At 63.6% G+C, this 22499-nt stretch carries 21 protein-coding genes; 8 read left to right on the top strand and 13 right to left on the bottom strand.

Annotated elements, in window-relative coordinates:
• Positions 1–81: 81 nt before the first annotated feature.
• From moaB to efeO, 6 genes are all read left to right on the top strand, one after another.
• A complete protein-coding gene (gene moaB / locus HV822_RS02395) occupies positions 82–621 on the top strand; it encodes a molybdenum cofactor biosynthesis protein B (RefSeq protein WP_238872073.1) in 540 nt (179 codons plus the stop codon).
• Positions 618–1823: a molybdopterin molybdotransferase MoeA gene (locus HV822_RS02390; protein ID WP_238872072.1), complete on the top strand. Its 1206-nt coding sequence runs from the start codon at positions 618–620 to the stop codon at positions 1821–1823. Before moaB ends, HV822_RS02390 begins: the two co-directional genes overlap by 4 nt.
• A 324-nt stretch (positions 1824–2147) precedes the next feature.
• Complete coding sequence (gene efeU / locus HV822_RS02385) at positions 2148–2984, top strand: iron uptake transporter permease EfeU (protein ID WP_238872071.1); 837 nt, start codon at positions 2148–2150, stop codon at positions 2982–2984.
• 54 nt (positions 2985–3038) lie between these two features.
• Positions 3039–4166 carry a cupredoxin domain-containing protein gene (locus HV822_RS02380; protein ID WP_238872070.1) on the top strand — a complete coding sequence of 376 codons (1128 nt, stop codon included), beginning with the start codon at positions 3039–3041 and terminating at the stop codon, positions 4164–4166.
• Between the two features lie 11 nt (positions 4167–4177).
• The gene (gene efeB / locus HV822_RS02375) at positions 4178–5500 is read left to right on the top strand and encodes an iron uptake transporter deferrochelatase/peroxidase subunit (RefSeq protein WP_238872069.1); all 1323 of its coding nucleotides are present in this window, start codon (positions 4178–4180) and stop codon (positions 5498–5500) included.
• A gap of 32 nt (positions 5501–5532) precedes the next feature.
• The gene (efeO, locus tag HV822_RS02370) at positions 5533–6366 is read left to right on the top strand and encodes an iron uptake system protein EfeO (protein WP_238872068.1); all 834 of its coding nucleotides are present in this window, start codon (positions 5533–5535) and stop codon (positions 6364–6366) included.
• A 105-nt stretch (positions 6367–6471) separates the two neighbouring features.
• Here efeO and glpK read toward each other — a convergent pair whose 3' ends face one another.
• Both glpK and ybaK read right to left on the bottom strand, forming a co-directional pair.
• Positions 6472–7953 (bottom strand): glycerol kinase GlpK, encoded by a 1482-nt coding sequence (gene glpK, locus HV822_RS02365; RefSeq protein WP_238872067.1) that lies wholly within the window; start codon positions 7951–7953, stop codon positions 6472–6474.
• 35 nt (positions 7954–7988) lie between these two features.
• Positions 7989–8459: a Cys-tRNA(Pro) deacylase gene (gene ybaK / locus HV822_RS02360; RefSeq protein ID WP_238872066.1), complete on the bottom strand. Its 471-nt coding sequence runs from the start codon at positions 8457–8459 to the stop codon at positions 7989–7991.
• A 368-nt stretch (positions 8460–8827) separates the two neighbouring features.
• Here ybaK and glpD point away from each other — a divergent pair, with 368 nt between their 5' ends.
• Positions 8828–10372: a glycerol-3-phosphate dehydrogenase gene (gene glpD / locus HV822_RS02355; protein ID WP_238872065.1), complete on the top strand. Its 1545-nt coding sequence runs from the start codon at positions 8828–8830 to the stop codon at positions 10370–10372.
• A gap of 15 nt (positions 10373–10387) precedes the next feature.
• Here glpD and HV822_RS02350 read toward each other — a convergent pair whose 3' ends face one another.
• On the bottom strand, positions 10388–11422 hold the full coding sequence (locus HV822_RS02350) for an NADP-dependent oxidoreductase (RefSeq protein WP_238872064.1): 1035 nt from the start codon (positions 11420–11422) through the stop codon (positions 10388–10390).
• Between the two features lie 107 nt (positions 11423–11529).
• Positions 11530–12078: a hypothetical protein gene (locus HV822_RS02345; RefSeq protein WP_238872063.1), complete on the bottom strand. Its 549-nt coding sequence runs from the start codon at positions 12076–12078 to the stop codon at positions 11530–11532.
• A gap of 157 nt (positions 12079–12235) precedes the next feature.
• Between HV822_RS02345 and HV822_RS02340 the strand changes: the two genes are divergently transcribed.
• Complete coding sequence (locus HV822_RS02340) at positions 12236–14029, top strand: ATP-binding response regulator (RefSeq protein ID WP_238872062.1); 1794 nt, start codon at positions 12236–12238, stop codon at positions 14027–14029.
• 33 nt (positions 14030–14062) lie between these two features.
• On the opposite strand, the gene HV822_RS02335 is transcribed toward HV822_RS02340, so the two are convergent.
• The 9 genes from HV822_RS02335 to ccoG all read right to left on the bottom strand — a co-directional run bounded on the left by HV822_RS02335 (position 14063) and on the right by ccoG (position 22379).
• Positions 14063–14704: a response regulator gene (locus tag HV822_RS02335; RefSeq protein WP_238872061.1), complete on the bottom strand. Its 642-nt coding sequence runs from the start codon at positions 14702–14704 to the stop codon at positions 14063–14065.
• A 55-nt stretch (positions 14705–14759) separates the two neighbouring features.
• Complete coding sequence (locus tag HV822_RS02330) at positions 14760–15629, bottom strand: ion transporter (protein ID WP_238872060.1); 870 nt, start codon at positions 15627–15629, stop codon at positions 14760–14762.
• A gap of 45 nt (positions 15630–15674) precedes the next feature.
• A complete protein-coding gene (locus HV822_RS02325) occupies positions 15675–16223 on the bottom strand; it encodes an adenine phosphoribosyltransferase (protein ID WP_238872059.1) in 549 nt (182 codons plus the stop codon).
• Positions 16224–16237: 14 nt separating this feature from the next.
• The gene (fnr, locus tag HV822_RS02320; protein ID WP_238872058.1) at positions 16238–16969 is read right to left on the bottom strand and encodes a fumarate/nitrate reduction transcriptional regulator Fnr; all 732 of its coding nucleotides are present in this window, start codon (positions 16967–16969) and stop codon (positions 16238–16240) included.
• 63 nt (positions 16970–17032) lie between these two features.
• Positions 17033–17752, bottom strand: a complete 720-nt coding sequence (locus HV822_RS02315) for a sulfite exporter TauE/SafE family protein (RefSeq protein ID WP_238872057.1) — start codon at positions 17750–17752, stop codon at positions 17033–17035.
• Positions 17749–17979 (bottom strand): cbb3-type cytochrome oxidase assembly protein CcoS, encoded by a 231-nt coding sequence (gene ccoS, locus HV822_RS02310; RefSeq protein WP_238872056.1) that lies wholly within the window; start codon positions 17977–17979, stop codon positions 17749–17751. The genes HV822_RS02315 and ccoS overlap by 4 nt, the downstream gene beginning before the upstream one ends.
• Positions 17976–20429, bottom strand: a complete 2454-nt coding sequence (locus HV822_RS02305) for a heavy metal translocating P-type ATPase (protein WP_238872055.1) — start codon at positions 20427–20429, stop codon at positions 17976–17978. Before HV822_RS02305 ends, ccoS begins: the two co-directional genes overlap by 4 nt.
• 7 nt (positions 20430–20436) lie before the next feature.
• Complete coding sequence (locus tag HV822_RS02300) at positions 20437–20970, bottom strand: FixH family protein (RefSeq protein ID WP_238872054.1); 534 nt, start codon at positions 20968–20970, stop codon at positions 20437–20439.
• A complete protein-coding gene (gene ccoG / locus HV822_RS02295) occupies positions 20970–22379 on the bottom strand; it encodes a cytochrome c oxidase accessory protein CcoG (RefSeq protein ID WP_238872053.1) in 1410 nt (469 codons plus the stop codon). Before ccoG ends, HV822_RS02300 begins: the two co-directional genes overlap by 1 nt.
• Between the last annotated feature and the right edge of the window lie 120 nt (positions 22380–22499).

The following is a 22499-nucleotide window of genomic DNA, read 5'->3' as shown; positions in this document are numbered from 1 at the left end:
TGTGTTATAACAGCGCGGGAAGCTGCGGACAAATAGGTCTGTCTGCGCTTTCATGATTTTTCTTCAACAAGGATTCCCGCCATGAGCAGCAAGCCAGACGCCCCCTTTAGCCCCCTCAATATCGCGGTACTCACCGTCAGCGATACGCGCACACTGGAATCCGACAGCTCCGGCCAGTTGCTGGTCGATAGCCTGCAGGCGGCGGGCCACAGCCTGGCAGATCGCCAGCTCTACCCCGATGACCTGTATCGTATTCGCGCTGTGGTATCGGCCTGGATCGCCGATCCGCAGGTAGAGGTGGTGTTGATTACCGGCGGTACCGGCTTTACCGGGCGAGACAGCACGCCGGAGGCCGTCGCCCCCTTGCTGGACAAGCAGGTGGAGGGCTTTGGTGAGCTGTTCCGCCAGGTATCGGTAGAAGATATCGGTACCTCGACCATTCAATCCCGCGCACTGGCGGGCCTGGCCAATCGTACGCTGGTGGCCTGCATGCCGGGGTCGACCAACGCCTGTCGCACCGCCTGGGCACGTATTCTTGAGCCGCAACTCGATAGTCGCACACGCCCCTGCAACTTTGTGCAGCACCTGGGTAGTGCCGAGCAGTGTGGTCGCCGCGCATGAGTCTGCTGCCGGTCGACACCGCCCTGCAGCGCTTGCTGGCCAGCGCTGCTGCACATCCACCGACCGCGATTGCCAAGGTGCCGCTGGCCGACGCTTTGGGCTGTGTGTTGGCCGAGCCGGTTGTTGCTGTGGCGGACGTGCCGCCCTGGGACAACAGCGCAATGGACGGCTACGCGCTGGCCAGCAGTGATCTACCTGCGGCGATGGCTGCCGGCCTGCCGGTCAGCCAACGCATTACCGCAGGCATGGCGCCACTGCCGCTGCAAGCCGGCAGCTGTGCCCGCATCTTTACCGGCGCGCCGCTGCCGGCCGGTGCCGACGCGGTGCAAATGCAGGAGAACGTGGCGCAGCAGGGAGCGGTTGCGCAGTTGCAGGAGCCTGTGGTGCCCGGCCAGAACGTGCGCCGCCGCGGGCAGGATATTGTGGCTGGCGCAGAGGTGATCGCCGCCGGTGTGCGCCTGCGCCCGCAAGAGCTGGGCGTGATCGCCTCGGTTGGCCTGGCCGAGGTGTCGGTACGCCAGCCGCTGCGGGTGGCGGTGGTGTCGACCGGCGATGAGTTGGTGGAGCCGGGCGCTGCGCTGGCGCCGGGACAAATTTACAACAGCAATCGCTTCACCTTGACCGGACTGCTCAAGGGCATGGGCCAGACCGTGCTGGATGCCGGCATCCTGCCGGATGACCTGGCTGCTACCCACGCGCGCCTGCGCGAGCTGAGTGCGCAGGCCGATGTGATCATCACCTCCGGTGGTGTTTCGGTTGGCGAGGCTGATTGTCTGGGGCAGGCGCTGCGAGACGGCGGCAGTGTGGATCTGTGGAAGCTGGCCATCAAGCCGGGCAAGCCCTTTACCCTGGCCACCTACGCCGATACCACCGTACTCGGTTTGCCGGGCAACCCGGCGGCCACCCTGGTTACCTTTTTATTGCTGGTGCGCCCGTATCTGCTGGCCCGGCTAGGGGCGTTGGACACCGCCACGGCGCACTTTGCGTTGCCGGCGGCCTTCGCCTGGGGCGAGGCCGGCACGCGTGATGAGTATCTGCGCGCGCGGGTTGAGCAGGGTGTGGTGCAGCTGGCCGGTAATCAAAGCTCCGGCGTACTCAGCAGTGCCAGTCAGGCCACGGGGCTGCTGTGTGTGCCGGCAGGAGAGACCTTTGCGGCGGGGGACTTGGTGCGCTATCTACCGTTCTCCGGGCTGCTCGGATAGAGCGCCAGGCGCGCTCTGTTGCTGTTCTAGCGGGTAGGGCGGACAACGCCGCAGGCGTGTCCGCTGGGCAGGGTGATGCGGTGTGGCTCTGGTGGACCACGCTGCGCTAGTCCACCAACAGCGCCGCGCTCAAACCATCCATGTCGGCATTGAGGCTGACCGGCGGACACGCCTGCGGCTTTGTCAGCCCTACTACTGTATGTCTTCCTTGCGGCGTCAGACGAGAAAGCAGTGTTTCCATTTTGGATACGCGATCACGGCTTGTTACATATTTTGTTACATGTATCATTCTTGCGGATTAATTCTCATCTGCGACTTTATCTCATGCTGATTCCCTTTCTAATCATGCTGCGCGAAGGCCTTGAGGCCGCGCTGATTGTTGGCATCATTGCGACCTATCTGCGGCAGACCGGCCGCGCTGGCTGGATGCCCTTGGTGTGGATCGGTATTTTCCTGGCGGTTAGCCTTGCGCTGCTGGCCGGTGCCGGCTTGCAGTTTGTCAGCGCGGAGTTTCCGCAACGCCAGCAGGAGCTGTTTGAAGCGCTGGTGGGCTTTGTTGCCGTGGCGATGCTGACCTGGATGGTGTTCTGGATGCGCCGCGCCGCCCAGGGGCTGCGTGGCGAGCTGATCGGGGCGCTGGATCAGGCGTTTTCCCACGGCCGCCAGCACACCTGGGCGCTGATCGGCATGGTGTTTTTGGCGGTGGCCCGCGAGGGGCTGGAGTCAGTCTTTTTCCTGCTGGCGGTATTCCAGCAAAGCCAGAGCCATGCTGCGCCGCTAGGTGCGCTCTTGGGTGTGCTCTGCGCGGCGCTGGCGGGCTGGGCCTTCTACCGAGGCAGCCTGCGCCTGAACCTCAAACACTTCTTCCGTTTGACCGGGCTGTTCATCCTGCTGGTGGCCGCCGGGCTGCTTGCGGGTTCGGTACGTGCGCTGCATGAAGCGGGCCTGTGGAATCACGCCCAGGCCGTGGTCTTTGATCTGAGTGACTGGCTGGCGCTGGATACCGCACTGGGCAGTCTGTTTGCCGGCATCTTTGGCTATTACCCCACGCCGAGCGTGAGCGAACTGGTGGCGTACCTCGGGTATCTGGCCGTGGCGCTCGGCGCCTTCTTTTGGCCGCGTGGCCAGGCGCTGCCGGCGCCAGCTGCGGCCCGGGGCTGATTGGCCGAGCTTTGTTTTCAACTGCGGTTTTAAACTGCTTGCGAGTGTCTTCTGATGTCTGAATCTCCTGTTTCCGCGCCCAGTCGCCTGGCCTTGCGGGCCGGCCTGGTGGCGGCCGCGCTGCTGATGCTGGGCGCGCTGGCACTGTTCTATTTCTCGCTGGGCGGCAAATCGGCTGCGCAGGCCGCCGACAGCACCGAGGTGACGGTGACCGCCAAGGGCTGCGAGCCCAATGCCATTTCGGTGCCGGCGGGCAAACGGCGTTTCACCGTGATCAACGGCTCGGAGCGGGCCATCGAGTGGGAGATTCTTGATGGTGTGATGGTGCTGGAGGAGCGCGAGAATATTGCGCCTGGTATGCACCAGCAGCTCAGCGCGCAGCTGACACCCGGTGAGTACGCGATGACTTGCGGCCTGCTGAGCAACCCCCGCGGCACGCTGACGGTTACCGCGGGCGATGGTAGTGAGCGCATGACCGAGGTGTCTGCCCGCGCACTGATCGGGCCGCTTGCCGAATACCGGGTGTACCTGACCTTGCGGGGCCGCGCTTTGACGCAGGCTGCCGAGCAGCTGCAGCAGCAGATCGCCGATGGTGATCTGGCGGCTGCTCAGCAGGCGTATCGAGATGCTCGGGCGGCGGATCAGCAGATGGCCCTGGCCGTTGGCCTGTTCAGCGACCTGGATCAGCGCCTCAACGCCCGCGCCGACTACTTTGCCCAGCGCGAGCAGGACCCTGAGTTCATGGGTTTTCAGCGCCTGGCTTATGGCCTGTTTGAGCAGCAAAGCCTGGACGGACTGCTGCCGGTAGCCGAACAGCTCAATCGCGATGTGGCTGATCTGCGCGCAGGACTGCGCGCCGAGGGCGTGCCGGCGCCGCAGCTGGTGCGTGGTGCCGGGCGGGTGCTGCAGGCCTGGCATGACCAGCAGCAGGGGCAAGCGCAGCTGAGTGAGCTGGCGCAGGCCGACCTGATGAACCTGCAGCAGGGCGTGGACAAGGTCGTCAGCTTGGTGGTGCCGGTGCTTGAACAGGCGCATCCCGAGCAGGCGGCGCAATTGGCCGAGGCCAATCAGGCGCTGGCCGCAGGGGTTTCTGAGGGCAGTGCACCAAGCGTGCTGCCGCTGACTGAGGCGCTGGCTGCGCAGCTGGCCAACGTCAACCCGCTGCTTGCGGCGGCCAATTAGGACTGTATTGCATGAGTAAGCATGACACTTCATCCCAAGGTTGCCCGTTTGCCGGGCTGGATCGTCGACGTTTTCTGCAGGGGCTTGGCACCGCTGGTGCCGGTATTGCGGCTGCGGGCCTGAGCGGTGGCGCGCTGGCGAGCCAGCCAGCACACGTTGCCGAGGTAGCGGATGCACCGACCAGCGCAACCACTGGCCAAACCTATCCCTGGCACGGTGAGCAGCAGCAGGGCATCACTACCCCGCGCCCGGCGGTGGGCATGCTGGTGGCCTTTGATGTGCTGGCGCGTGACCGCGCCGGCTTGGAGCAACTGCTGCGCACGCTGAGCGAACGCATTGCCTTTCTCACCCGGGGTGGCAGTTACGAGCAGCGTGACCCGCGCTATCCGCCGGTCGACTCCGGCATTCTTGGCCCAACCATCGACCCCGATGGGCTGACCATCACCCTGTCGGTTGGCGCCTCGCTGTTTGATGAGCGCTTTGGCCTGGCTGATGTCAAACCACGGCAGCTGGAACGCATGACGGCGTTTCCGAATGATGCGCTGGATGCCGCGCGTTGCCACGGCGATATCTCGCTGCAGTTTTGCGCCAATAGCGAAGGCACCACCATTCACGCGCTGCGCGACATCATCAAGAACACCCCCGGCCTGTTGATGGTGCGCTGGAAGCAAGAGGGCAGTGTGCCGGTGATGGCGCCGCGTCCGGACGGCGAGACCGAGAGCGCGCGCAATTTTCTTGGCTTTCGCGATGGCACCGCCAACCCGCCCGCAGATGACCGCGCCTTGATGCAGCAACTGGTCTGGGTCGACCGGAACAACGACGAGCCGGCCTGGGCGCACAACGGCAGTTATCAGGCGGTGCGGCTGATCCGCAACTTTGTCGAGCGCTGGGACCGCACGCCCCTGCAGGAGCAGGAGGCGATCTTCGGCCGCCGCCGTGACAGCGGCTCGCCGATGCACGGCGGTGTCGAGCACGACCTGCCGCAGTACGCCGGTGACCCGGACGGCAGCATCACGCCGCTGGACTCGCATATCCGTCTGGCCAACCCGCGTACCCACGGCAGCGAGCGCAACCTGATCCTGCGTCGCCCGTTCAACTACTCCAATGGCGTTGAAGCCAACGGCCAGCTGGACATGGGGCTGCTGTTCATCGCCTATCAAGCTGACCTGCAAGCGGGCTTTATCACTGTGCAGAAGCGCCTGGATGGCGAGCCGCTGGAGGAATACATCAAGCCGGTGGGCGGTGGCTACTTCTTCACTCTGCCGGGCGTGCAGGCTGGCGATTATCTGGGCAGCGGCATGCTGGCTGCTGCCGATGCAATCCGTGGTGCGTGACTGATATTCATCCGATCTTTCAGGAGACCAATATGCTGATTTCCCGTGGTGTGCTGCTTGCCGCCGCTCTGAGTCTGGGCGCACTGCAGGCCCAGGCTGCCGTTGCGCCGCAGGCGTTGGTGGCGCCGATTACCGATTACAAACTCTATGTACTCGATAACCTTGAGCAGTTCACCGAGCACACCCGCGCCTTTGCTGAGGCGGTCAAGGCCGGTGACCTCGCGCGCGCCCAGGCGCTGTATGCCCCCAGCCGCGTGTACTACGAACGTATTGAGCCCATTGCCGAGCTGTTCGCCGATCTGGACGCCAGCATCGACGCCCGTGAAGACGACTATGAACACGGCGTACAAGACCCGACCTTTACCGGTTTTCACCGTCTGGAGTACGGCCTGTTCCATGAGCGCAGCACCGACGGTATGGATGCGTATGCTGATCGCCTCATGAGCGATGTGAATGATCTGGAGCAGCGCGTGCAGGGCCTCACCTTTCCGCCGGAAGCGGTTGTCGGTGGCGCTGCTGCGCTGATGGAAGAAGTGGCGGCAACCAAGGTCTCCGGCGAGGAAGACCGTTACAGCCATACCGACCTGTGGGATTTTCAGGGCAATCTGGATGGCGCCAAGAAGATCTTCGAGCTGGTCAAACCCCTGGTAGAGCAGGACGCTCCGGCCTTTGTGGCGCGTATTGAAAGTAACTTTGCCGCGCTTGATGACACCCTGGCCAACTACCACCTGAGCCAAGGCGACGCCAGCAAAGGCTTCCAGACCTACGACAAGGTCAGCGAACGCGACCGCCGCGCCCTGGTTGGGCCGGTCACGGTGCTGGCCGAAGAGCTGTCCACGCTGCGCGGTATGCTGGGGCTGGATTAACCCGCTCCCGGTGCGCTTAGCCCCCGTCGTTCACGCGAAAGCTGGAGCTACCGGGGGCTTGTCTCTGCACTATGGTTTGTGGAACCAAACCTTCCCGATTTTAGGTTAGTCGCGCACTCGCCGAATGGCATCCAGCCAGCCTTCGTAGAGTGCACTGCGCTGCTCTTCGGCCATTAACGGGGAGAAGGTGCGTTCGCACGCCCAGTGGCTGGCGATATCGTCCAGGTTGTTGAACACGCCGAGCTGCAGGCCAGCCAGGTAGGCGGCGCCCAGGGCGGTGGTTTCGGTGACTTGGGGGCGGTCAACGGTCACGCCCAGGATGTTGGCCAGCTCCTGCACAACCCAGTTATTAATGACCATGCCGCCGTCCACGCGCAGGGCGGCGGTGTTTTGCGCGCCGTCTGCCTGCATTGCGTCGAGCAGGTCGCGGGTCTGGAAGCAGACTGACTGCAGGCCGGCGGCAACGATCTGCGCGATGCCGGTGTCGCGGGTCAGGCCGAAGATGGCGCCGCGGGCGGTTGGGTCCCAATAGGGCGCGCCAAGGCCGGTGAAGGCGGGTACCAGATAGACGCCAGTATGATCGCCGGCCTGGCGCGCCAGTGCTTCGGTCTCGCCCGCGTGCTGGATCAGCTTAAGGCCGTCGCGCAGCCACTGAATCGCAGCCCCGGCGACAAAGATGCTGCCTTCCAGCGCATAGGTGGTCTGCCCCTTGAGGCGATAGCCAACGGTAGTCAGTAGCCGATTCTGCGAGCGGATGGGTGTGTCGCCGGTATTCATCACCATAAAGCAGCCGGTGCCGTAGGTGCTCTTGACCATGCCGGGGCTGAAACACGCCTGGCCGATCAGCGCGGCCTGCTGGTCACCTGCGATACCGCACACGGGCACGCTGGCGCCCAGCACGTTGGCGTCTGTTTGACCAAAGTCGGCGGCGCTGTCCATCACTTCGGGCAGCAGACTGGCCGGAATGTCGAATAGCTTGAGCAACTCTTCATCCCACTGCTGGGTATGGATGTTGAACAGCAGGGTGCGTGAGGCGTTGGTGGCATCGGTGCGATGGACCTGGCCGCCGGACAGACGCCAGAGCAGGAAGCAGTCCACGGTGCCAAAGCGCAACTCGCCGCGCTCGGCGCGCTGACGGGCCTCGGGCACCTCATCCAGCAGCCAGCGCAGTTTGGTGGCAGAAAAGTAGGGGTCGATCAGCAGCCCGGTGCGTTCGCTGATCAGTGCCTCGTGGCCGTCGGCCTTGAGGCGGGCGCAGAACTCCGCGGTGCGGCGATCCTGCCAGACGATGGCGCGGTGCAGCAGCTCACCGCTCTGGGCATCCCACAGCAGGGTGGTTTCGCGCTGGTTGGTAATGCCGATGCCGGCCACGTCGCTGGCGCTGATATCGGCCTTGTCGAGTACCTCACGGCACACGGCGAGGGTGGACTGCCAGATGTCTTCGCCGTCGTGCTCAACCCAGCCGTCGGCGGGGAAGTGCTGGGCAAACTCCTGCTGGGCGCTGTGCTGCGGGCTGCCATCGGCGGCAAACAGGATAGCGCGGCTGCTGGTGGTGCCCTGGTCAATGGCGAGGATCGGCTTGGCCATGTCGGGTGTCCTGATCAAGTGGATGTTGGTGTGGGTCAATCGCGGCACAGCTCGCACAGCTGCGCGTTGGTCTGGGCCTGCAGGTCACTGGCCTTGAGTTCGATTTCCAGCCCGCGTCGGCCGCCGCTGACAAAAATGCTGTCCCAGTCGGCGGCGCTGCTGTCGATAAAGGTACGCAGGCGTTTCTTCTGACCGAGTGGGCTGATGCCGCCCACCAGGTAGCCGGTGCTGCGCTGCGCCGCTGCCGGATCGGCCATAGCGGTTTTCTTTACTTTGGCGGCGCCGGCCAGAGCCTTGAGATTCAGTTTGTCCGACACGGGCACCACAGCTACCAGCAGCTCACCGGTCTCGGTGGCGGCCAGCAGAGTCTTGAACACGCGGCGGTGCTCCAGGCCAAGTTTGTCGGCCGCCTCGCCGCCGTATGATTCGGCCTGCGGGTCGTGGCTGTAGCGGTGCAGGTGGTAGGCGACCTTGGCCTTGTCGAGCAGTTTTGTTGCGGGGGTCATGTGGCGTCCGCTGCAGGTGTCGAGAGCTGGCTAGCGGTGTGCGCTGCCGTTAAGGAAGCACTGATCAATTCCGCATGCCCCAGCCTGTACGCCCCGCAGGGCGAGCGCGCAAGCATGCATCTGCTGTGTTGCGCTGCTTGCCAATAGAACCACTATTGGCTGCACATCGCGCCTTGCATCTGCACGCTTGAGCACTCGCAGAGGGCGTGTGGAATTGATCAGTTCTTCCTTAAGGGTAAACCGCGGGCGGGCGGGGGCCAAGAGCTGTGTGCAGACTGCGCGCGAGGTCACAGCAGATGTCTTGTCGTTGACACAGTGCTCGTTGCACACTGGTGCGGTCAAGGAATGCACACCATCGAGGAATCCGCATGCTCTCACCCCATCGCGATGAACGCCCGCGCGCGGCCGCGCCCGCGGCAGCTGTGCTGGATCTGGTGGTGATAGGCGGGGGTATAAACGGTGCAGGCATTGCCAATGATGCCGCCGGCCGCGGATTGTCAGTGCTGCTGTGCGAGCAGCATGATCTGGCGGCGCACACCTCCTCGGCCAGCAGTAAGCTGGTACATGGTGGTTTGCGCTATTTGGAGCACTACGAATTTGGCCTGGTGCGTGCTGCACTGGGCGAGCGCGAGGTGCTGATGGCCAAGGCACCGCACCTGATCTGGCCGCTGCGCTTTGTGCTGCCGCACCGACCACACCTGCGCCCGCGCTGGATGTTGCGCGCCGGACTGTTTCTGTACGACCACCTGCACCGTCGCAGCACTCTGCCGGGGTCGACCGGCAAGGCGCTGAACGGGCAGGGCGTGCTGAACCCGGTTATCGATTATGCCTTTGAGTATTCCGATTGCTGGGCCGACGACGCACGTCTGGTCGCCCTTAATGCCGTACAGGCGGCCAGTCTGGGCGCCGAGATATGTCTGCATACCCGCTGTATCTCTGCGCAGCGCCGCAATGACCTCTGGGAAATCGAACTGGAAAGCGCCGCCGGGGTACGTCGCACGGTGCTGGCGCGGGCGTTGGTCAACGCAGCCGGGCCTTGGGCGGCACGGGTGATGGAGCGGGTGGTGAACACCCGTTCGCCGCATGGGGTGCGTCTGGTCAAGGGCAGCCATATCGTGGTGCCGCAGCTGCATCGTGGTAGCGAGGCCTACATCCTGCAGAACGAAGACCAGCGGATTGTTTTTGTGTTGCCCTACGAGGGGGAGTTCTCCCTGATTGGCACCACCGATGTGGATTTTCAGGGCGACCCGGCGGCGGTCGAGCCGGAGCAGGCCGAGGTGGATTATCTGCTGGAGGTGGTCAACGCGCACTTCAAGCGCCAGCTGCGTGCCTCAGATATCGTGCACCGGTTTGCCGGCGTGCGGCCTTTGATCAGTAGCGCCACTGCCAACGCCGCCGAGGTCAGCCGTGACTACAGCCTGACGCTGGACGCCGAGCCAGGTCAGGCGCCGCTACTGGCGGTATTTGGCGGCAAGCTGACTACCTACCGCCAGTTGGCCGAGCAGTCACTGGACCGTCTGCAGCCCTGGTTTCCGAACGCCGGCGCGGCCTGGACGGCCGAGCACGCTCTGGCCGGCGGCGACTTTGACAGTCAAGCCGGGCTGCAGGCCGAGCTGGCGCAGAGTTATCCCTGGCTGAGCGAGCAGCAGCGTGCCCGCTATGCGCGTAGCTACGGCACCTTGTGCCAGGTGTTTCTCAGGGGGATGAACTGTGCGGCGGATATGGGCGAGGACTTCGGCGCGGGGCTGACCGAGCGCGAGATACGCTATCTGCGCGAGCGCGAATGGGCCAGCGATGCCGAGGCCTTGCTGTGGCGTCGCAGTAAGCTGGGGTTGCACCTGACGGCCGCGCAACGCGAGCGGGTGAAGGCGTATATGAGCAATCGAGAGTGGGAGGCGGCGCCCGCCATTTGACGGGCGCGCGCCGGGTTAGTCAGCGATCTTCACCACCAGCTTGCCGAAGTTCTGACCTTCGAGCAGGCCGATAAAGGCGTCGGGCGCGTTTTCCAGGCCGTCTACACGATCTTCCTTCACCCGCACTTTGCCCTCTGCCACCCAGGGCGTCATGGTCTTGAGAAACTCGGGGAAGCAGTGGCCGTAGTTGTCGAAGATGATAAAGCCCTGCATGCGGATGCGTTGGCTGAGCATCAGGCGCATCAGTTGCGACATGCGATCCGGGCCTTCCGGCAGGCTGGTCGCGTTGTATTGCGCAATCAGGCCGCACAGCGGAACGCGTGCGTGGGCGTTAAGCAGCGGCATAACCGCGTCGAATACCTTACCGCCGACGTTTTCGAAGTACACGTCGATGCCTTTGGGGCAAGCGGCGGCGAGTTTCTCGGCCAGCGCCGGGTCCTTGTGGTCGATGCAGGCGTCAAAGCCCAGTTCCTTGACCGCGTATTCACACTTCTCTGCGCCGCCGGCGACACCCACGACGTGACAGCCAAGGATTTTCGCCACCTGGCCCACGACGGTGCCGACCGGGCCGGTTGCGGCGCCTACCACGACGGTTTCACCCACCTTGGGCTGGCCAATGTCGGTCAGACCCATGTACCCGGTAAAGCCGGGCATGCCGAGTACGCCCAGGGCCTGTGAAGGCTCTGGCATGTTGCGGTCCAGACGAAACACCATGCTGCCATCGGACAGGGTGTAATCCTGCCAGCCGGAGGCAAAGCACATGACCAGATCACCCGGTGCGTAGCCTTCCAGCTCGGAACTGACAACCTCACTGACGGTGCCGCAGGTCATCACGCCACCCACCGGTACCGGATCGGCATAGGACTTGGCGTCGCTCATGCGTCCGCGCATGTACGGGTCCAGCGACATCCAGCGGTTGCGCAGCAGCATCTGTCCGGCCTGCACGGTGGGGACGGGCGTTTCTACCATGCGGAAGTTGGCTTGCGTGGGGGCGCCAACCGGGCGTGATTCCAGCAGTATCTGGCGATTGATGGCGGAAGTTTGCGGCATTGTTCTTGTCCTCTGCTCAGGGCCGTCGGCCGACGACTGTGTGTCGGACAATGCGCCAGCCCCAGAGCGGGGTCAAGCTGATCTCAGCGCGTTTGATAGTAGGGTATTCAGTTGGCTGCGGCGCTGCGCTGGGCCTCGCGCCAGGCACGCTGATAGTCCCGTGCGCGACCACCCCGATGGGGGTAGGAGGCTTCCCAGATTCGCGCTAGGCTAGCCAGGTCGTTGTCGGGGCTGGGCAGCATGTGCTGGCGTTGGTAGATGAGCCAGGCAATGGCCATCGCGTAACCGAGGTTGTAGCCCAGCTCGGCATGCGGATCGGTCAGGAAGCAATGCTGACTGGCCAGGCCGCGTACCTTGCTGGCCAGATCCGGCTGAAGGGCCAGATAGTCATCCCAGATCAGGGTGTGCAGGCGCGGAGGAATGCCGAAGGGGCCGATGGCTTCAGCTGCGCGCCGGCTGGCGGGCAGGGCCGTGGTGCACAGCAGCGTGCCAAGCAGTAGCTGCTGCAGCTGTGGGCAGGTGATGTTCAGGTACTGCATGGCGGGCTGTAGCAGGCGGCCTTGCGCATTACTGAGCAGCTGGTCGAACGATGGGGGCGGGGCATTGGCGCGCGATGGCGCTGGATGTATCAAGGGGCAGACGAGGTTGGCAGACATGCGGGTACGTCCTGTCGATTAGCGTCCTATTTTCAAGCATAGCTGTAGTTAACTTAAGTAAATCCTTGTTTTTAAAATATTTAGGGCCGAAGGCGGTTCACTATATAACTGCGCGGCATATTGGCCTCACTCATAACAACAATGGGCCCACATCCGTATGAATTCAGAGATACCGCCCGCTGTACCGGGCATTGACGAGCCGGCGCTGTTGGCGCAACAGCGCGGCTTTGCCCGTTTGCGCTTCAGAGCACCGCTGGAGCAGGCCTTCCAGCACTACCTGCACGGAAAAATGGCCAGCCGAGTCGGCTTGGTGGCGCTCTCCTCGATTGCGTTCATGTTGCTGTTCATGTGGCTGGACTACCTTTATCTGCCTCCCGAGGTAGCACGCTACACCCTCAGTATTCGCAGCTTGGCACTGTTGCTGGTGTGTCTTGCCATCTGGTACTCCAACCGGCCGGGGCGGGTGCTGCCGCGCCGTGCCTTTGATGTTGCCACCTTGGCGTACTGCTGCTCCGGGCTGATGGTGGTGATGGTGATTACGGTGGCGCGCCTGGCCGAGGTGCCGATCCGTGTGACCCACGATGGCCTGTATCTGGTGTTGTTGTCAGGCTTCTTTCTGTTGGCGTTACCGATGCGGCACGCCGTGCTTGGCTCCTGGCTGATCGTGTTGAGTTATCTGGCCGCTGAGCAGCTGACCGGCAGCTCGCCCTCGGTGGTGATTTCTGACGGGATTTTCCTCAGCAACTTCGCATTGATGGGGTCGCTGGGTGCCTACATTTACGAGTACATGCAGCGCCGCGGTTATCTCAACGAGCAGTTGCTGGAGGCGGCGCGGCGGCGCGCTGAGCGTGAAAGCCAAAGTAAGACACACTTTCTGGCAACCGCCAGTCACGACTTGCGGCAGCCGCTGCATGCCATGTTGCTGTTTATCCAGCATCTGCAGGATCAGGTGTTGAATGATGAGGCGCGGCGCACCGTGGAGCGGCTTACCGACTCAACCCAGTTGCTGCAGGCGATGCTTAACTCCTTGCTGGATATTTCGCGCCTGAGTGTCGGTATGGTGCGGCCGCAGACGCGCTCCTTCAATCTACGACCCTGGCTGGAGCGACTGGTCGCAAGCCTGGAGAGCTATGCCCGACGCCGCGGTATCCGTCTGGAAATCGACTGTGCGGCGCACGTCGCCGTGCAGAGCGACCCGATGCTGCTGGAGCGGTTGTTGCGTAATTACCTGAACAACGCACTGATTCATGCTGAGGCCAGCCTGGTGCGCATTGAGGTGACGCGGATGGATGAGCGCCTGCGCATTGCCGTGGTAGACAACGGCTGCGGACTGGCAGATGCCGACCAGGAGCGCATCTTCGAAGAGTTCACCCAGCTGCGCAATCCGGCCCGTACGTTGGACAAGGGCGTTGGCCTGGGCCTGAGCATCTGTCGGCAGATACTGCACCTGTTGACCTACCCGTCGGGGCTCTGGTCGCGGCTGGGCGAGGGCGCACGCTTCTGGTTTGAGGTGCCAGTGGGCGCGTGGCAGAGTGAGCCGGCCGAGCCGCAGATGGCGCCGATGCCCGGCCTGCGTGGGCAGGTTGCCCTGATCGAGAATGACCGGGTTAGCCGCGAGGCAATGCAGGCGTTGCTGTCCAGCTGGGGCTGTATTGTCTGGGCCTTTGCCAGCGCCGATGACGCCATCGAAGGGTTACGCGAGGTGGCAGTGGATGTGCTGCTCAGCGATTTTCGGCTCGAAGGTGAGCTGAATGGGCTGGAGCTGATTCGCCACCTGCGCGAGCGCGAACTCTACGGCGGTCCTGCCGCACTGGTGACTGCGGACACGTCCGAGGAACTGGCCGAGGCGGCACGTTTGGCTGATATCCAGTTGCTCTACAAGCCGGTGTTGCCCCCGCGTTTGCGGCGCACCGTACAGGGCATGCTGGCGCAGGCACCTGCCCATTCGTGAGGATGTGGCAGTCTGCGTCCAGGGTGGCGTCGGCTAAAAGCTCACCAACCCGAGCTTGCGTGCATGGTTTACGCATTCGGTGCGGTTGTGACTCTCCAGCGACGAGAACAGTGCCTTGAGATGGGTTTTGACGGTGTCTTCCGACAGGGACAGGCGCTGGCAGATCAGCTTGTTGGGCAGCCCTTCGGCCAGCAGGTCGAGGATTTCCAGCTGGCGCGGGGTAATGCCCACTTCACGGGCACTGTTCTGGCGGTCGAGCGGGCGGTTTTCATCGCTGATCACCACCTGGGCGCCGTACAGCAGCTGGGTCACGGCTTCCAGCAAGGTCTTGCCGTCGGCGGTCTTGCTGATAAAGCCGGCGGCGCCAAGCTGCAGCGCTGCGTCCAGGTCGCTTGGGCTGTTGCTGGCGGTAAGGATGGCGACGGGCACCATGGCGTCGGCGCTGCGTAATTTCTGCAACAGCGCCAGGCCGCTGCTGTCGGGCAGCTGCAGATCCAGCAGGATGAGGTCATAAGGGTGTGTGCCAACCTGTTGCAGGGCTTCGGCGGCGTTGTGGGCGTGGTCCAGCTGTACGCCTTCGCACAGCGAGCTGAGCGTCAGGCTCAGCCCGTCAAGATAGATCTGGTGGTCGTCAATCAGCAAAAGCCGGGTGTCCGGCGGCAGCGTGCTGCTCATGCGTGAAGTCCTCTACGCGCTGGCTGCCTCAGTGCGCTCCCGGCGACAGCCTTTGTTATTGTTCGCGGCTTGATGATATGCAAGCTGCCTGGTCAGGTCCAGAGTCGTGCCTGGGTAAGCGCTCACGCAGCTCGGCCAGCTCACTGCGCAGGGACTGCACTTCGGCCAGCAGCAGTTGCTGAGGGTCCTGCGCTGGCTCGTGCTCCGGCTCCAGTGCATCGCGTTGATGCTGAATGGCATCCACGATCACCGCAATAAACAGGTTCAACATCATGAAGGTGGCAATCAGGATGAAGGGCACAAAGTAGAGCCAGGCGTAGGGGAACTCTGCCATCACCGGTCGCACGATACCCATCGACCAGCTTTCCAGCGTCATCACCTGAAACAGGGTGTAGAGGCTGGCGCCGAGCGTGCCGAACCACTCGGGGAATGCTTCGCCGAACAGCTGGGTGGCAATAACCGCGGCAACATAGAAGATCAGGCCAAGCAGGGCGACGATGCTGCCCATACCGGGCAGTGAGGCGAGCAGTGACTGCACTACCACCCGCATGCTCGGCACGATAGAAACCAGACGCAGCACTCGCAGTACCCGCAGCGCGCGCAGCACCGCCAGCGGGCCGCTGGCAGGCACCAGTGCGATCGCCACCACCAGGGTGTCGAATAGTCCCCACGGGTCGCGCAACAGGCGCCAGCCGTGGGCGACAAAGCGCAGGGCAATCTCGACCACGAAGCAGGTGAGAATCAATTGGTCGAGCACCTGCAAAATGCTGCCCCAGCGTTGCATGACCGACGGTGCGGTCTCCAAGCCAAGGATGACGGCATTGATGATAATCAGGGCGGTGATGGTGTACTGAAAACGCGGGTGTTCCAGTCGGGCGGCAAGGCGCTCGCGCCAGGGCGTGTCGAGGTCAAGTGTCTGGTTCATGGGATTCTTGAAAGGAGTTACGGCCTGCGGCGCAGGCCGCTGGAATCAGCGCTCGCTTTCGGCAAAGGCGCAGAGGGTGTAGGTCGGGATGCCGGCGTCTTGCATCTGCTGTGAACCGCCCAGGTCGGGCAGGTCGATGATGGCGGCAGCCTCGTACACCTCGCCGCCGCCCTGACGCACCAGAGTAGCGGCAGCCAGGAAGGTGCCGCCGGTGGCGATCAGGTCATCCAGCAGCAGTACCTGCTCGCCGCCGGACAGGGCGTCGCGGTGCATCTCCAGCGTCGCTTCGCCGTACTCGGTGGCGTAGCTGGCGCTGAGGGTGTCGGCGGGCAATTTGCCGGCCTTGCGGAACAGAATCAGCGGGCGGTTGAGTTCGTACGCGAGAACCGAGCCGAGCAGAAAACCACGCGCATCGATGGCACCGATGTGGGTCACCGGGCTGTCGATGTAACGCTGAATCAGACTGTCCGCTACCATGCGCAGGGCCTTGGGCGACTGGAACAGCGGCGTGATGTCGCGGAAGGTGACGCCTTCCTTGGGAAAGCCTGGTACCGGGCGAATCAGGGATTTGATGGCGTATTCGTCAAAGATCATGGGAAGGTCCTGGGTCAATCGAGCTGGCCGCCGGCCAGCGCGCATAGCTCGCCGTGGTTGAGAATGTCTACTTCCTTGCCGTCGGCGGCAATCAGCCCCTGTTGCTGGAAGCGGGTAAATACGCGGGAGACGGTTTCTACCGCCAGCCCAAGGTAGTTGCCGATGTCGTTGCGCGACATCGCCAGGCGGAACGAGCGCGCCGAATAGCCGCGGGCGCGAAAGCGCGCAGACAGGTTGATGAGCAGGGTGGCGATGCGCTCGTCGGCGGTTTTTTTCGACAGCAGCATCATCATTTGTTGATCATCACGGATCTCGCGGCTCATCAGGCGCATTACCTGGCGGCGCAGGGTTGGCATGCTGGCGGTCAGGTCATCCAGCCGCTCAAAGGGGATCTCGCACACCGAGGTGGTTTCCAGCGCGACGGCTGAGACCGGCTGGCGCTCATCGTCCATGCCGGACAGGCCGATCAGCTCGCTGGCCAGGTGAAAGCCGGTAATCTGCTCGACGCCTACGTCGTCGACGGTAAAGGTTTTTACCGTGCCAGAGCGCAGGGCATAGAGCGAGTCAAAAGGGTCGCCCTGGCGAAACAGCATCTCGCCCTTGCGCAGCGGCCGACCACGCTTGACGATACTGTCGAGCGTGTCCAGCTCCTGGTCTTGCAGTGCCAGCGGCAGGCACATGGTGGCCAGACTGCAGTCCTTGCAGTGGGCTTCTGGCAGCGCTTTGAGAGTGATGGCATCGGTCATGACGGTGACGGCTCCGTGGGTCGATGGGCATAGCCTACAACAAGTGTTGTGGTTGTGCCCTCGTCAATGGCTATGGTTGCTGGACGGCGGGCTCAGGTGCTGCATCAGCCACTGCTGATGCGGGCCGGGCAGGGTCCACAGGCCGAACAGGATAATCAGTATCGCCGCGCTGACGCGCAAGCTGCGGCGGCGCAACAGGGCGGTCAGTCGCTCCGCCGCCGCGCCGGTGGCCAGCAAGGTGGGCAGAGTGCCCACGCCGAAGGCCAGCATCAGCAGGGCGGATTGGCCTGCGCTGCCATGGCTGCTGCTCCAGATCAGGGTGCTGTACACCAGGCCGCACGGCAACCAGCCCCACAGGGCGCCCAGCAGCAGCGCCTGGCCAGGCCGCTGTACCGGCAGCAGCGCCCGCGCATGGGGCTCAATATGGCGCCACAGGCCGCGGCCCAGCTGCTCGATGCGCGTCAGGCCGGCCCACCAGTTGGCCAGGTACAAGCCCATGGCAATCATCAACAGGCCTGCGATGCTACGCAATATTACGCCCAGGCCCATGCCCTGCAGGGCCCAGCCCAGGCTGCCGAGCAGGGCGCCGGCGGCGCTGTAACTGGCAATGCGGCCGGCGTTGTAGGAGAGCAGCAGACGCCACAGGGGCCAGCCGTGGCGACGCTCGGGCGGAATAGCCATGGTCAGGGCGCCCATCAGGCCGCCACACATGCCGATGCAATGTCCGCCGCCGAGCAGGCCGAGGGCCAGCGCGGTCAGCAACTGGGGGAGCAGGTCTGTCATGGGCGCGAGTCGGTGTCCCCGGGCGTGGGTTCAGCGGGGTCGTCGCCCTGGGTGTCGTCCTTGCGCTGGGCCGCCAGGTGCGCCGGGTCGTCGTCGTCAAACAGGATGCTGTGGGCCGGGCTGTCCAGGTCGTCGTACTGGCCGTTGTTGACGGCCCAGTTGAACAGCCAGATGGCAAGAATCACCAGGGCAATGGCAATCGGCACCAGAATGTAGAGAACCGTCATGGGCTGAACTCCGGTTGGATACTGGGCGCGCTGGCTTGCGGCGGCCGGCCCAGTCGGGTCAGGCGCAGCGCATTGAGCACCACCAGCAGCGAGCTGACCGACATGCCCAACGCGGCCAGGGCCGGGGTAATCAGACCCAGCGCTGCCAGCGGCAATACCGCCAGATTATACAGGGTTGCCCAGGCCAGGTTCTCAATCATGATCGAGCGTGTGCGCTTGGCGATACCGATAGCCTGCAGCAGCGCGCCCAGACGACTGCCGAGCAGCACGGCGTCGGCGTTGGTTTTGGCCAGATCCGAGGCATTGCCCATGGCGATGGAAATGTCGGCGCTGGCCAGGACCGGGACGTCATTCACGCCGTCGCCCATCATCAGAACCTTCTCGCCGGCACCTTGACGCTGCTGTACGTAAGCCAGTTTGTCGTCCGGGCTGGCGTTGCCGATGGCGTGCTCAATCTGTAGTTCGGCAGCCACCTTGTCGACCACGCGCTGGTGGTCGCCCGACAGTAGAATTACCTCAAGCCCGCGCTGTTTCAAGCCGTTGATCAGCTCGGCTGCGTCGGCGCGCAGGCGGTCGTTGAGGGCAAACCAGGCGAGCGGCCCCGTGCTGCCGGCCAGCAGCAGCCACTGGCCATCGCCGGCCGGGCGCTCAGGTATGGGTTGCTGACTGAGCTGCATGGCGTACTCCGCCTTGCCGATACGCAGGCGCTGCCCGTCACACACGCCTTCTAGGCCCATGCCTGGCTGGTTGTGGCTGTCTTCGGCCTGGGCGCTGGTACGACCAAAGGCGCGCGCGATGGGATGCTCGGAGTGACTTTCGAGCATTTGCGCCCAGCGCAGCGCCTGCTCGCTACTGACCCCGGCAAAGGGCTGAATCTGCTCCAGCGTCATGCGACCTTCGGTCAGTGTGCCGGTCTTGTCGAGGATCACCGTCTGCATCTGCGGCAAGCCCTCCAGCACGTGCCCGCGGGTCACCAGCAGGCCAAGGCGGTGCAGGCTGCCGGTGGCGGTGGTGAGTGCGGTAGGGGTGGCCAGCGAGAGGGCGCAGGGGCAGGTGGCAACCAGCATGGCCAGCACAATCCAGAAGGCGGTGTGGGTGTCTGCCGCCCACCACCAGGCGCCGCCCACGACCACGGCGGCCAGCAGCACCGTGAGCAAAAAGTACTGGGCTACGTCGTCAGCCAGCCGGCCAAGCCTGGGCTTGTCAGATTGGGCGCGCTCCAGTAGCCGGACAATAGCAGATAAACGAGTCTCGTCACCCAGTGCCTCGATGCGCAGTTGCAGCGGGCCTTCGACATTCAAGGTGCCGGCGGTGACGTGATCGCCTGGCTGCTTGGTGATGGGCAGGTACTCACCGGACAGGGCTGATTCGTCAACACTGCTGGTGCCGCGCGCAATCAACCCGTCTGCCGGAATGCTTTCACCGGGTTTGACCTCGACCAGATCGCCGCAGCGCAGCTCCTCCAGCATGATGCGCTGGCGTGAGCCATCGGCTTCGATGCGCAGGGCGCTGGGCGGCAGCAGGTTGACCAGTCTGGCGGTGCTTTCCACGGTGCGTTGCCGTGCTCGGCGCTCAAGGTAGCGGCCGGCGAGCAGAAACAGGGCGAACATGGTGACCGAATCGAAATACACCTCGCCCTGACCGATCAGGGTGGCGTAGATACCGGCCAGGTAGGCACCGCCGATGGCCAGCGAAACGGATACGTCCATGCTCAGGCGGCGGTTACGCAGGTCGCGCAGGGCGCCCTGAAAGAAGGGCGCGCAGCTGTAGAAGACTACCGGCGTGGTCATCAGCAGGCTGGCCCAGCGCAACAGATGGGCCATGCCCTCGGTCATGTCCTGGTCAAATTCACTGGACAGCGCCATGGTGGCCATCATCACCTGCATGAACATCAGCCCCGCCAGGCCCAGACGGCGCAGATAGCGCCGGTTTTCTTCGGCGATCTGTTCGGAGGCCTTGTCTGGCTCATAAGGGTGAGCGTTGTAACCGATGTGGCGCAGGCTGCTGAGCAGTGCGGAAAGCTTGGTCTGCTGGCGATCCCAGGTGAGGCTCAGGCGCTGATTGCCCATGTTCAGACTGGCTTCCTGCACGCCCGGCTGGGCGCGCAGATGGCGTTCGATCAGCCAGCAGCAGGCAGCGCAGCTGATGCCCTCAATCAGCAGGGTCGCCTGCTGGCTGTCGCCCTCGCTGCGGGCGAAGCGCTGCTGTACATCGTCCCGGTCGTACAGTTCCAGCTCGTCCTGCAGTGCCTGCGGCAAGGCTTCCGGGTTGGCGGAAGGCTCGGTGCGGTGCTGATAGTAGGACTCCAGCCCCGCGCTGCTGATCGCTTCGGCGACCGCCTGGCAGCCCGGGCAGCACATGGCCCGCGGCGCGCCGAGCAGCTCAACCGTCCAGGGCGCACCGGCAGGAACCGGTTCGCCACAGTGATAGCAGGGGGTGGGGTGGGTCATGCGCGCGTCAGTGAGCGCCCAACTGGTAGCGCTGGCTGCCGCCAAGCTGCAGCTCGCCAGTCAGGCGCCAGCCGTCCTCGCCGGGTTTGTCGGGATCATTCAGTTCGATGTACCGGCGTCCCTCGATACGGTTTTCCAGCTGACCGGTGTAGGTATTGCCGCTGATCTGCTGCAGTCGCACGCTGCGGTCGCGGGATGCGTGGGTGGGGGAGATCAGGTCCAGGGTCAGGTTGCGGGGCAGGGCGCTGAGCTGACCATCGAGCTGCAGGCTGATGTCGCCGGTCACCTCGTCGATGCTGAAGGTGGCCGCCATGCCCAGGTCGCGTGCGTTGTGATCGCGATCCAGGGTCATATTGATCGCCTTGCCTTCGCTGTAGTAATCATCGCGCACCAGGCTGTCGGGGTTCATGGTGGCGACCAGCAGCAGGCCGACGCCGATGAAGACGGCGAAGGCCAGAATGGCGATGACAACCCAGGCCCAGATTTGCTTGTACCAGGGCGAGGAGGCGGCGTCGTCGATCATGGAGGTTCCTGTAGTCATCAGCGTATCTGCGGTGCCAGGAAGCGGCTTTCCGCTTCGGCCTCTACGCTGTCGTCATCTTCAGCGGTGACCACAAAGGTGATCGCAATATTGGTGGCACCGTCCAGCGCAGCCGGGTCCAGGTGCACGTTGACCGGCAGTTCCAGTTTGCGGCTCGGGGCGACGGTCAGGCGGTTGTCGGGCATTTGCAATTGCAGGCCAGCGTGACCACTCACGGCGAGCTCGTAGGTGCGCTCGGTCTGACCCTTGTTGAAAATTTTGACAATGTACACGTTCTCGATCTCCCCGGCACGGGTTTCTCGATACAGAACGTTTCTATCCCGTTCGATATCCAGCGAGACCTGGGCGAGGTTGCCGACTGTGATGATGAACATCACGATCATGGTGACCAGCGCGGCACCGTAGCCCAGCAGGCGAGGGCGGAACCAGCGCGTCTTGCCGCCCTCCAGGGCGTGTTCGGTGGTGTAGCGAATCAGCCCGCGCGGATACTCCATCTTGTCCATGATCTCGTCACAGGCGTCGACGCAGGCGGCGCAGCCGATACATTCGTACTGCAGCCCTTCGCGAATATCAATGCCGGTCGGGCAGACCTGCACGCACACCTGACAGTCGATGCAGTCACCTTTGTTGACCTCGGCCGGATCGATACCTTTCTTGCGCGCGCCGCGGGGTTCGCCGCGCTTGGCGTCGTAGGACACGATCAGCGTGTCGGCATCGAACATGACGCTCTGGAAGCGTGCATAGGGGCACATGTGGATGCACACCTGCTCGCGCAGCCAGCCGGCGTTGATGTAGGTGGCGGCGGTAAAGAAGAACACCCAGAAGGCTGCCCAGCCGGCGATCTGCAGGGTAAACAGGTCGGCTAGCAGTCCGCGAATGGGGGTGAAGTAGCCGACAAAGGTGATAGCGGTCAGTAGCGATACCAGCAGCCAGATGGAGTGCTTGGCGCTGCGGCGCAGAAACTTGTTGACGCTCATGGGCGCCTTGTCGAGCTTGATACGTGCGTGGCGCTCACCTTCGGTAATGCGCTCTGCCCACATGAAGATCCAGGTCCAGACGGTTTGTGGGCAGGTGTAACCGCACCACACGCGGCCGGCAAATACGGTAATGAAGAACAGGCCGAAGGCGCAGATGATCAGCAGGAAAGACAGCAGAAAGAAGTCTTGCGGCTGAAAGGTCGCGCCAAAGATGTGGAACTGGCGGGCGGGCAAGTCCCATAGCACGGCCTGACGGTCGCCCCACGGTAACCAGACGGTGCCGAAGTACAGCAGGAACAGCAATGCAACGCCGATCAGGCGCACATTCATGAACAGCCCCTTGTAGGAGCGGGTCTGGATTTTCTCGCGCTTGGCGTAGAGGTCGTAGGTCTCGACCTTGGGGGTCACATCTTCTACGGGTATTTTGTTCATGTGCAGGCTAACCCTATCAGGCGTACGGGGTATACGGCGGACTGGCCTCTCGTAGGGACAGACTTTGCCTTCATTATTGAAAATAGACCGCTTGCGGCGCAGGGACAATGCGACCAGTGG

The sequence above is a fragment of the Halopseudomonas maritima genome (assembly GCF_021545785.1).
GTDB classification, from domain to species: domain Bacteria; phylum Pseudomonadota; class Gammaproteobacteria; order Pseudomonadales; family Pseudomonadaceae; genus Halopseudomonas; species Halopseudomonas maritima.
Note: the sequence above shows the minus strand (reverse complement) of the source record. Positions and strands in the feature narration are given on the sequence as shown.

What these genes read in the sequence shown, in the direction of transcription:
- moaB (WP_238872073.1), top strand. Translation starts at nt 82, where the DNA reads ATGAGCAGCAAGCCAGACGCCCCCTTTAGCCCCCTCAATATCGCGGTA.
- HV822_RS02390 (WP_238872072.1), top strand. Translation starts at nt 618, where the DNA reads ATGAGTCTGCTGCCGGTCGACACCGCCCTGCAGCGCTTGCTGGCCAGC.
- efeU (WP_238872071.1), top strand. Translation starts at nt 2,148, where the DNA reads ATGCTGATTCCCTTTCTAATCATGCTGCGCGAAGGCCTTGAGGCCGCG.
- HV822_RS02380 (WP_238872070.1), top strand. Translation starts at nt 3,039, where the DNA reads ATGTCTGAATCTCCTGTTTCCGCGCCCAGTCGCCTGGCCTTGCGGGCC.
- efeB (WP_238872069.1), top strand. Translation starts at nt 4,178, where the DNA reads ATGAGTAAGCATGACACTTCATCCCAAGGTTGCCCGTTTGCCGGGCTG.
- efeO (WP_238872068.1), top strand. Translation starts at nt 5,533, where the DNA reads ATGCTGATTTCCCGTGGTGTGCTGCTTGCCGCCGCTCTGAGTCTGGGC.
- glpK (WP_238872067.1), bottom strand. Translation starts at nt 7,953, where the DNA reads ATGGCCAAGCCGATCCTCGCCATTGACCAGGGCACCACCAGCAGCCGC.
- ybaK (WP_238872066.1), bottom strand. Translation starts at nt 8,459, where the DNA reads ATGACCCCCGCAACAAAACTGCTCGACAAGGCCAAGGTCGCCTACCAC.
- glpD (WP_238872065.1), top strand. Translation starts at nt 8,828, where the DNA reads ATGCTCTCACCCCATCGCGATGAACGCCCGCGCGCGGCCGCGCCCGCG.
- HV822_RS02350 (WP_238872064.1), bottom strand. Translation starts at nt 11,422, where the DNA reads ATGCCGCAAACTTCCGCCATCAATCGCCAGATACTGCTGGAATCACGC.
- HV822_RS02345 (WP_238872063.1), bottom strand. Translation starts at nt 12,078, where the DNA reads ATGTCTGCCAACCTCGTCTGCCCCTTGATACATCCAGCGCCATCGCGC.
- HV822_RS02340 (WP_238872062.1), top strand. Translation starts at nt 12,236, where the DNA reads ATGAATTCAGAGATACCGCCCGCTGTACCGGGCATTGACGAGCCGGCG.
- HV822_RS02335 (WP_238872061.1), bottom strand. Translation starts at nt 14,704, where the DNA reads ATGAGCAGCACGCTGCCGCCGGACACCCGGCTTTTGCTGATTGACGAC.
- HV822_RS02330 (WP_238872060.1), bottom strand. Translation starts at nt 15,629, where the DNA reads ATGAACCAGACACTTGACCTCGACACGCCCTGGCGCGAGCGCCTTGCC.
- HV822_RS02325 (WP_238872059.1), bottom strand. Translation starts at nt 16,223, where the DNA reads ATGATCTTTGACGAATACGCCATCAAATCCCTGATTCGCCCGGTACCA.
- fnr (WP_238872058.1), bottom strand. Translation starts at nt 16,969, where the DNA reads ATGACCGATGCCATCACTCTCAAAGCGCTGCCAGAAGCCCACTGCAAG.
- HV822_RS02315 (WP_238872057.1), bottom strand. Translation starts at nt 17,752, where the DNA reads ATGACAGACCTGCTCCCCCAGTTGCTGACCGCGCTGGCCCTCGGCCTG.
- ccoS (WP_238872056.1), bottom strand. Translation starts at nt 17,979, where the DNA reads ATGACGGTTCTCTACATTCTGGTGCCGATTGCCATTGCCCTGGTGATT.
- HV822_RS02305 (WP_238872055.1), bottom strand. Translation starts at nt 20,429, where the DNA reads ATGACCCACCCCACCCCCTGCTATCACTGTGGCGAACCGGTTCCTGCC.
- HV822_RS02300 (WP_238872054.1), bottom strand. Translation starts at nt 20,970, where the DNA reads ATGACTACAGGAACCTCCATGATCGACGACGCCGCCTCCTCGCCCTGG.
- ccoG (WP_238872053.1), bottom strand. Translation starts at nt 22,379, where the DNA reads ATGAACAAAATACCCGTAGAAGATGTGACCCCCAAGGTCGAGACCTAC.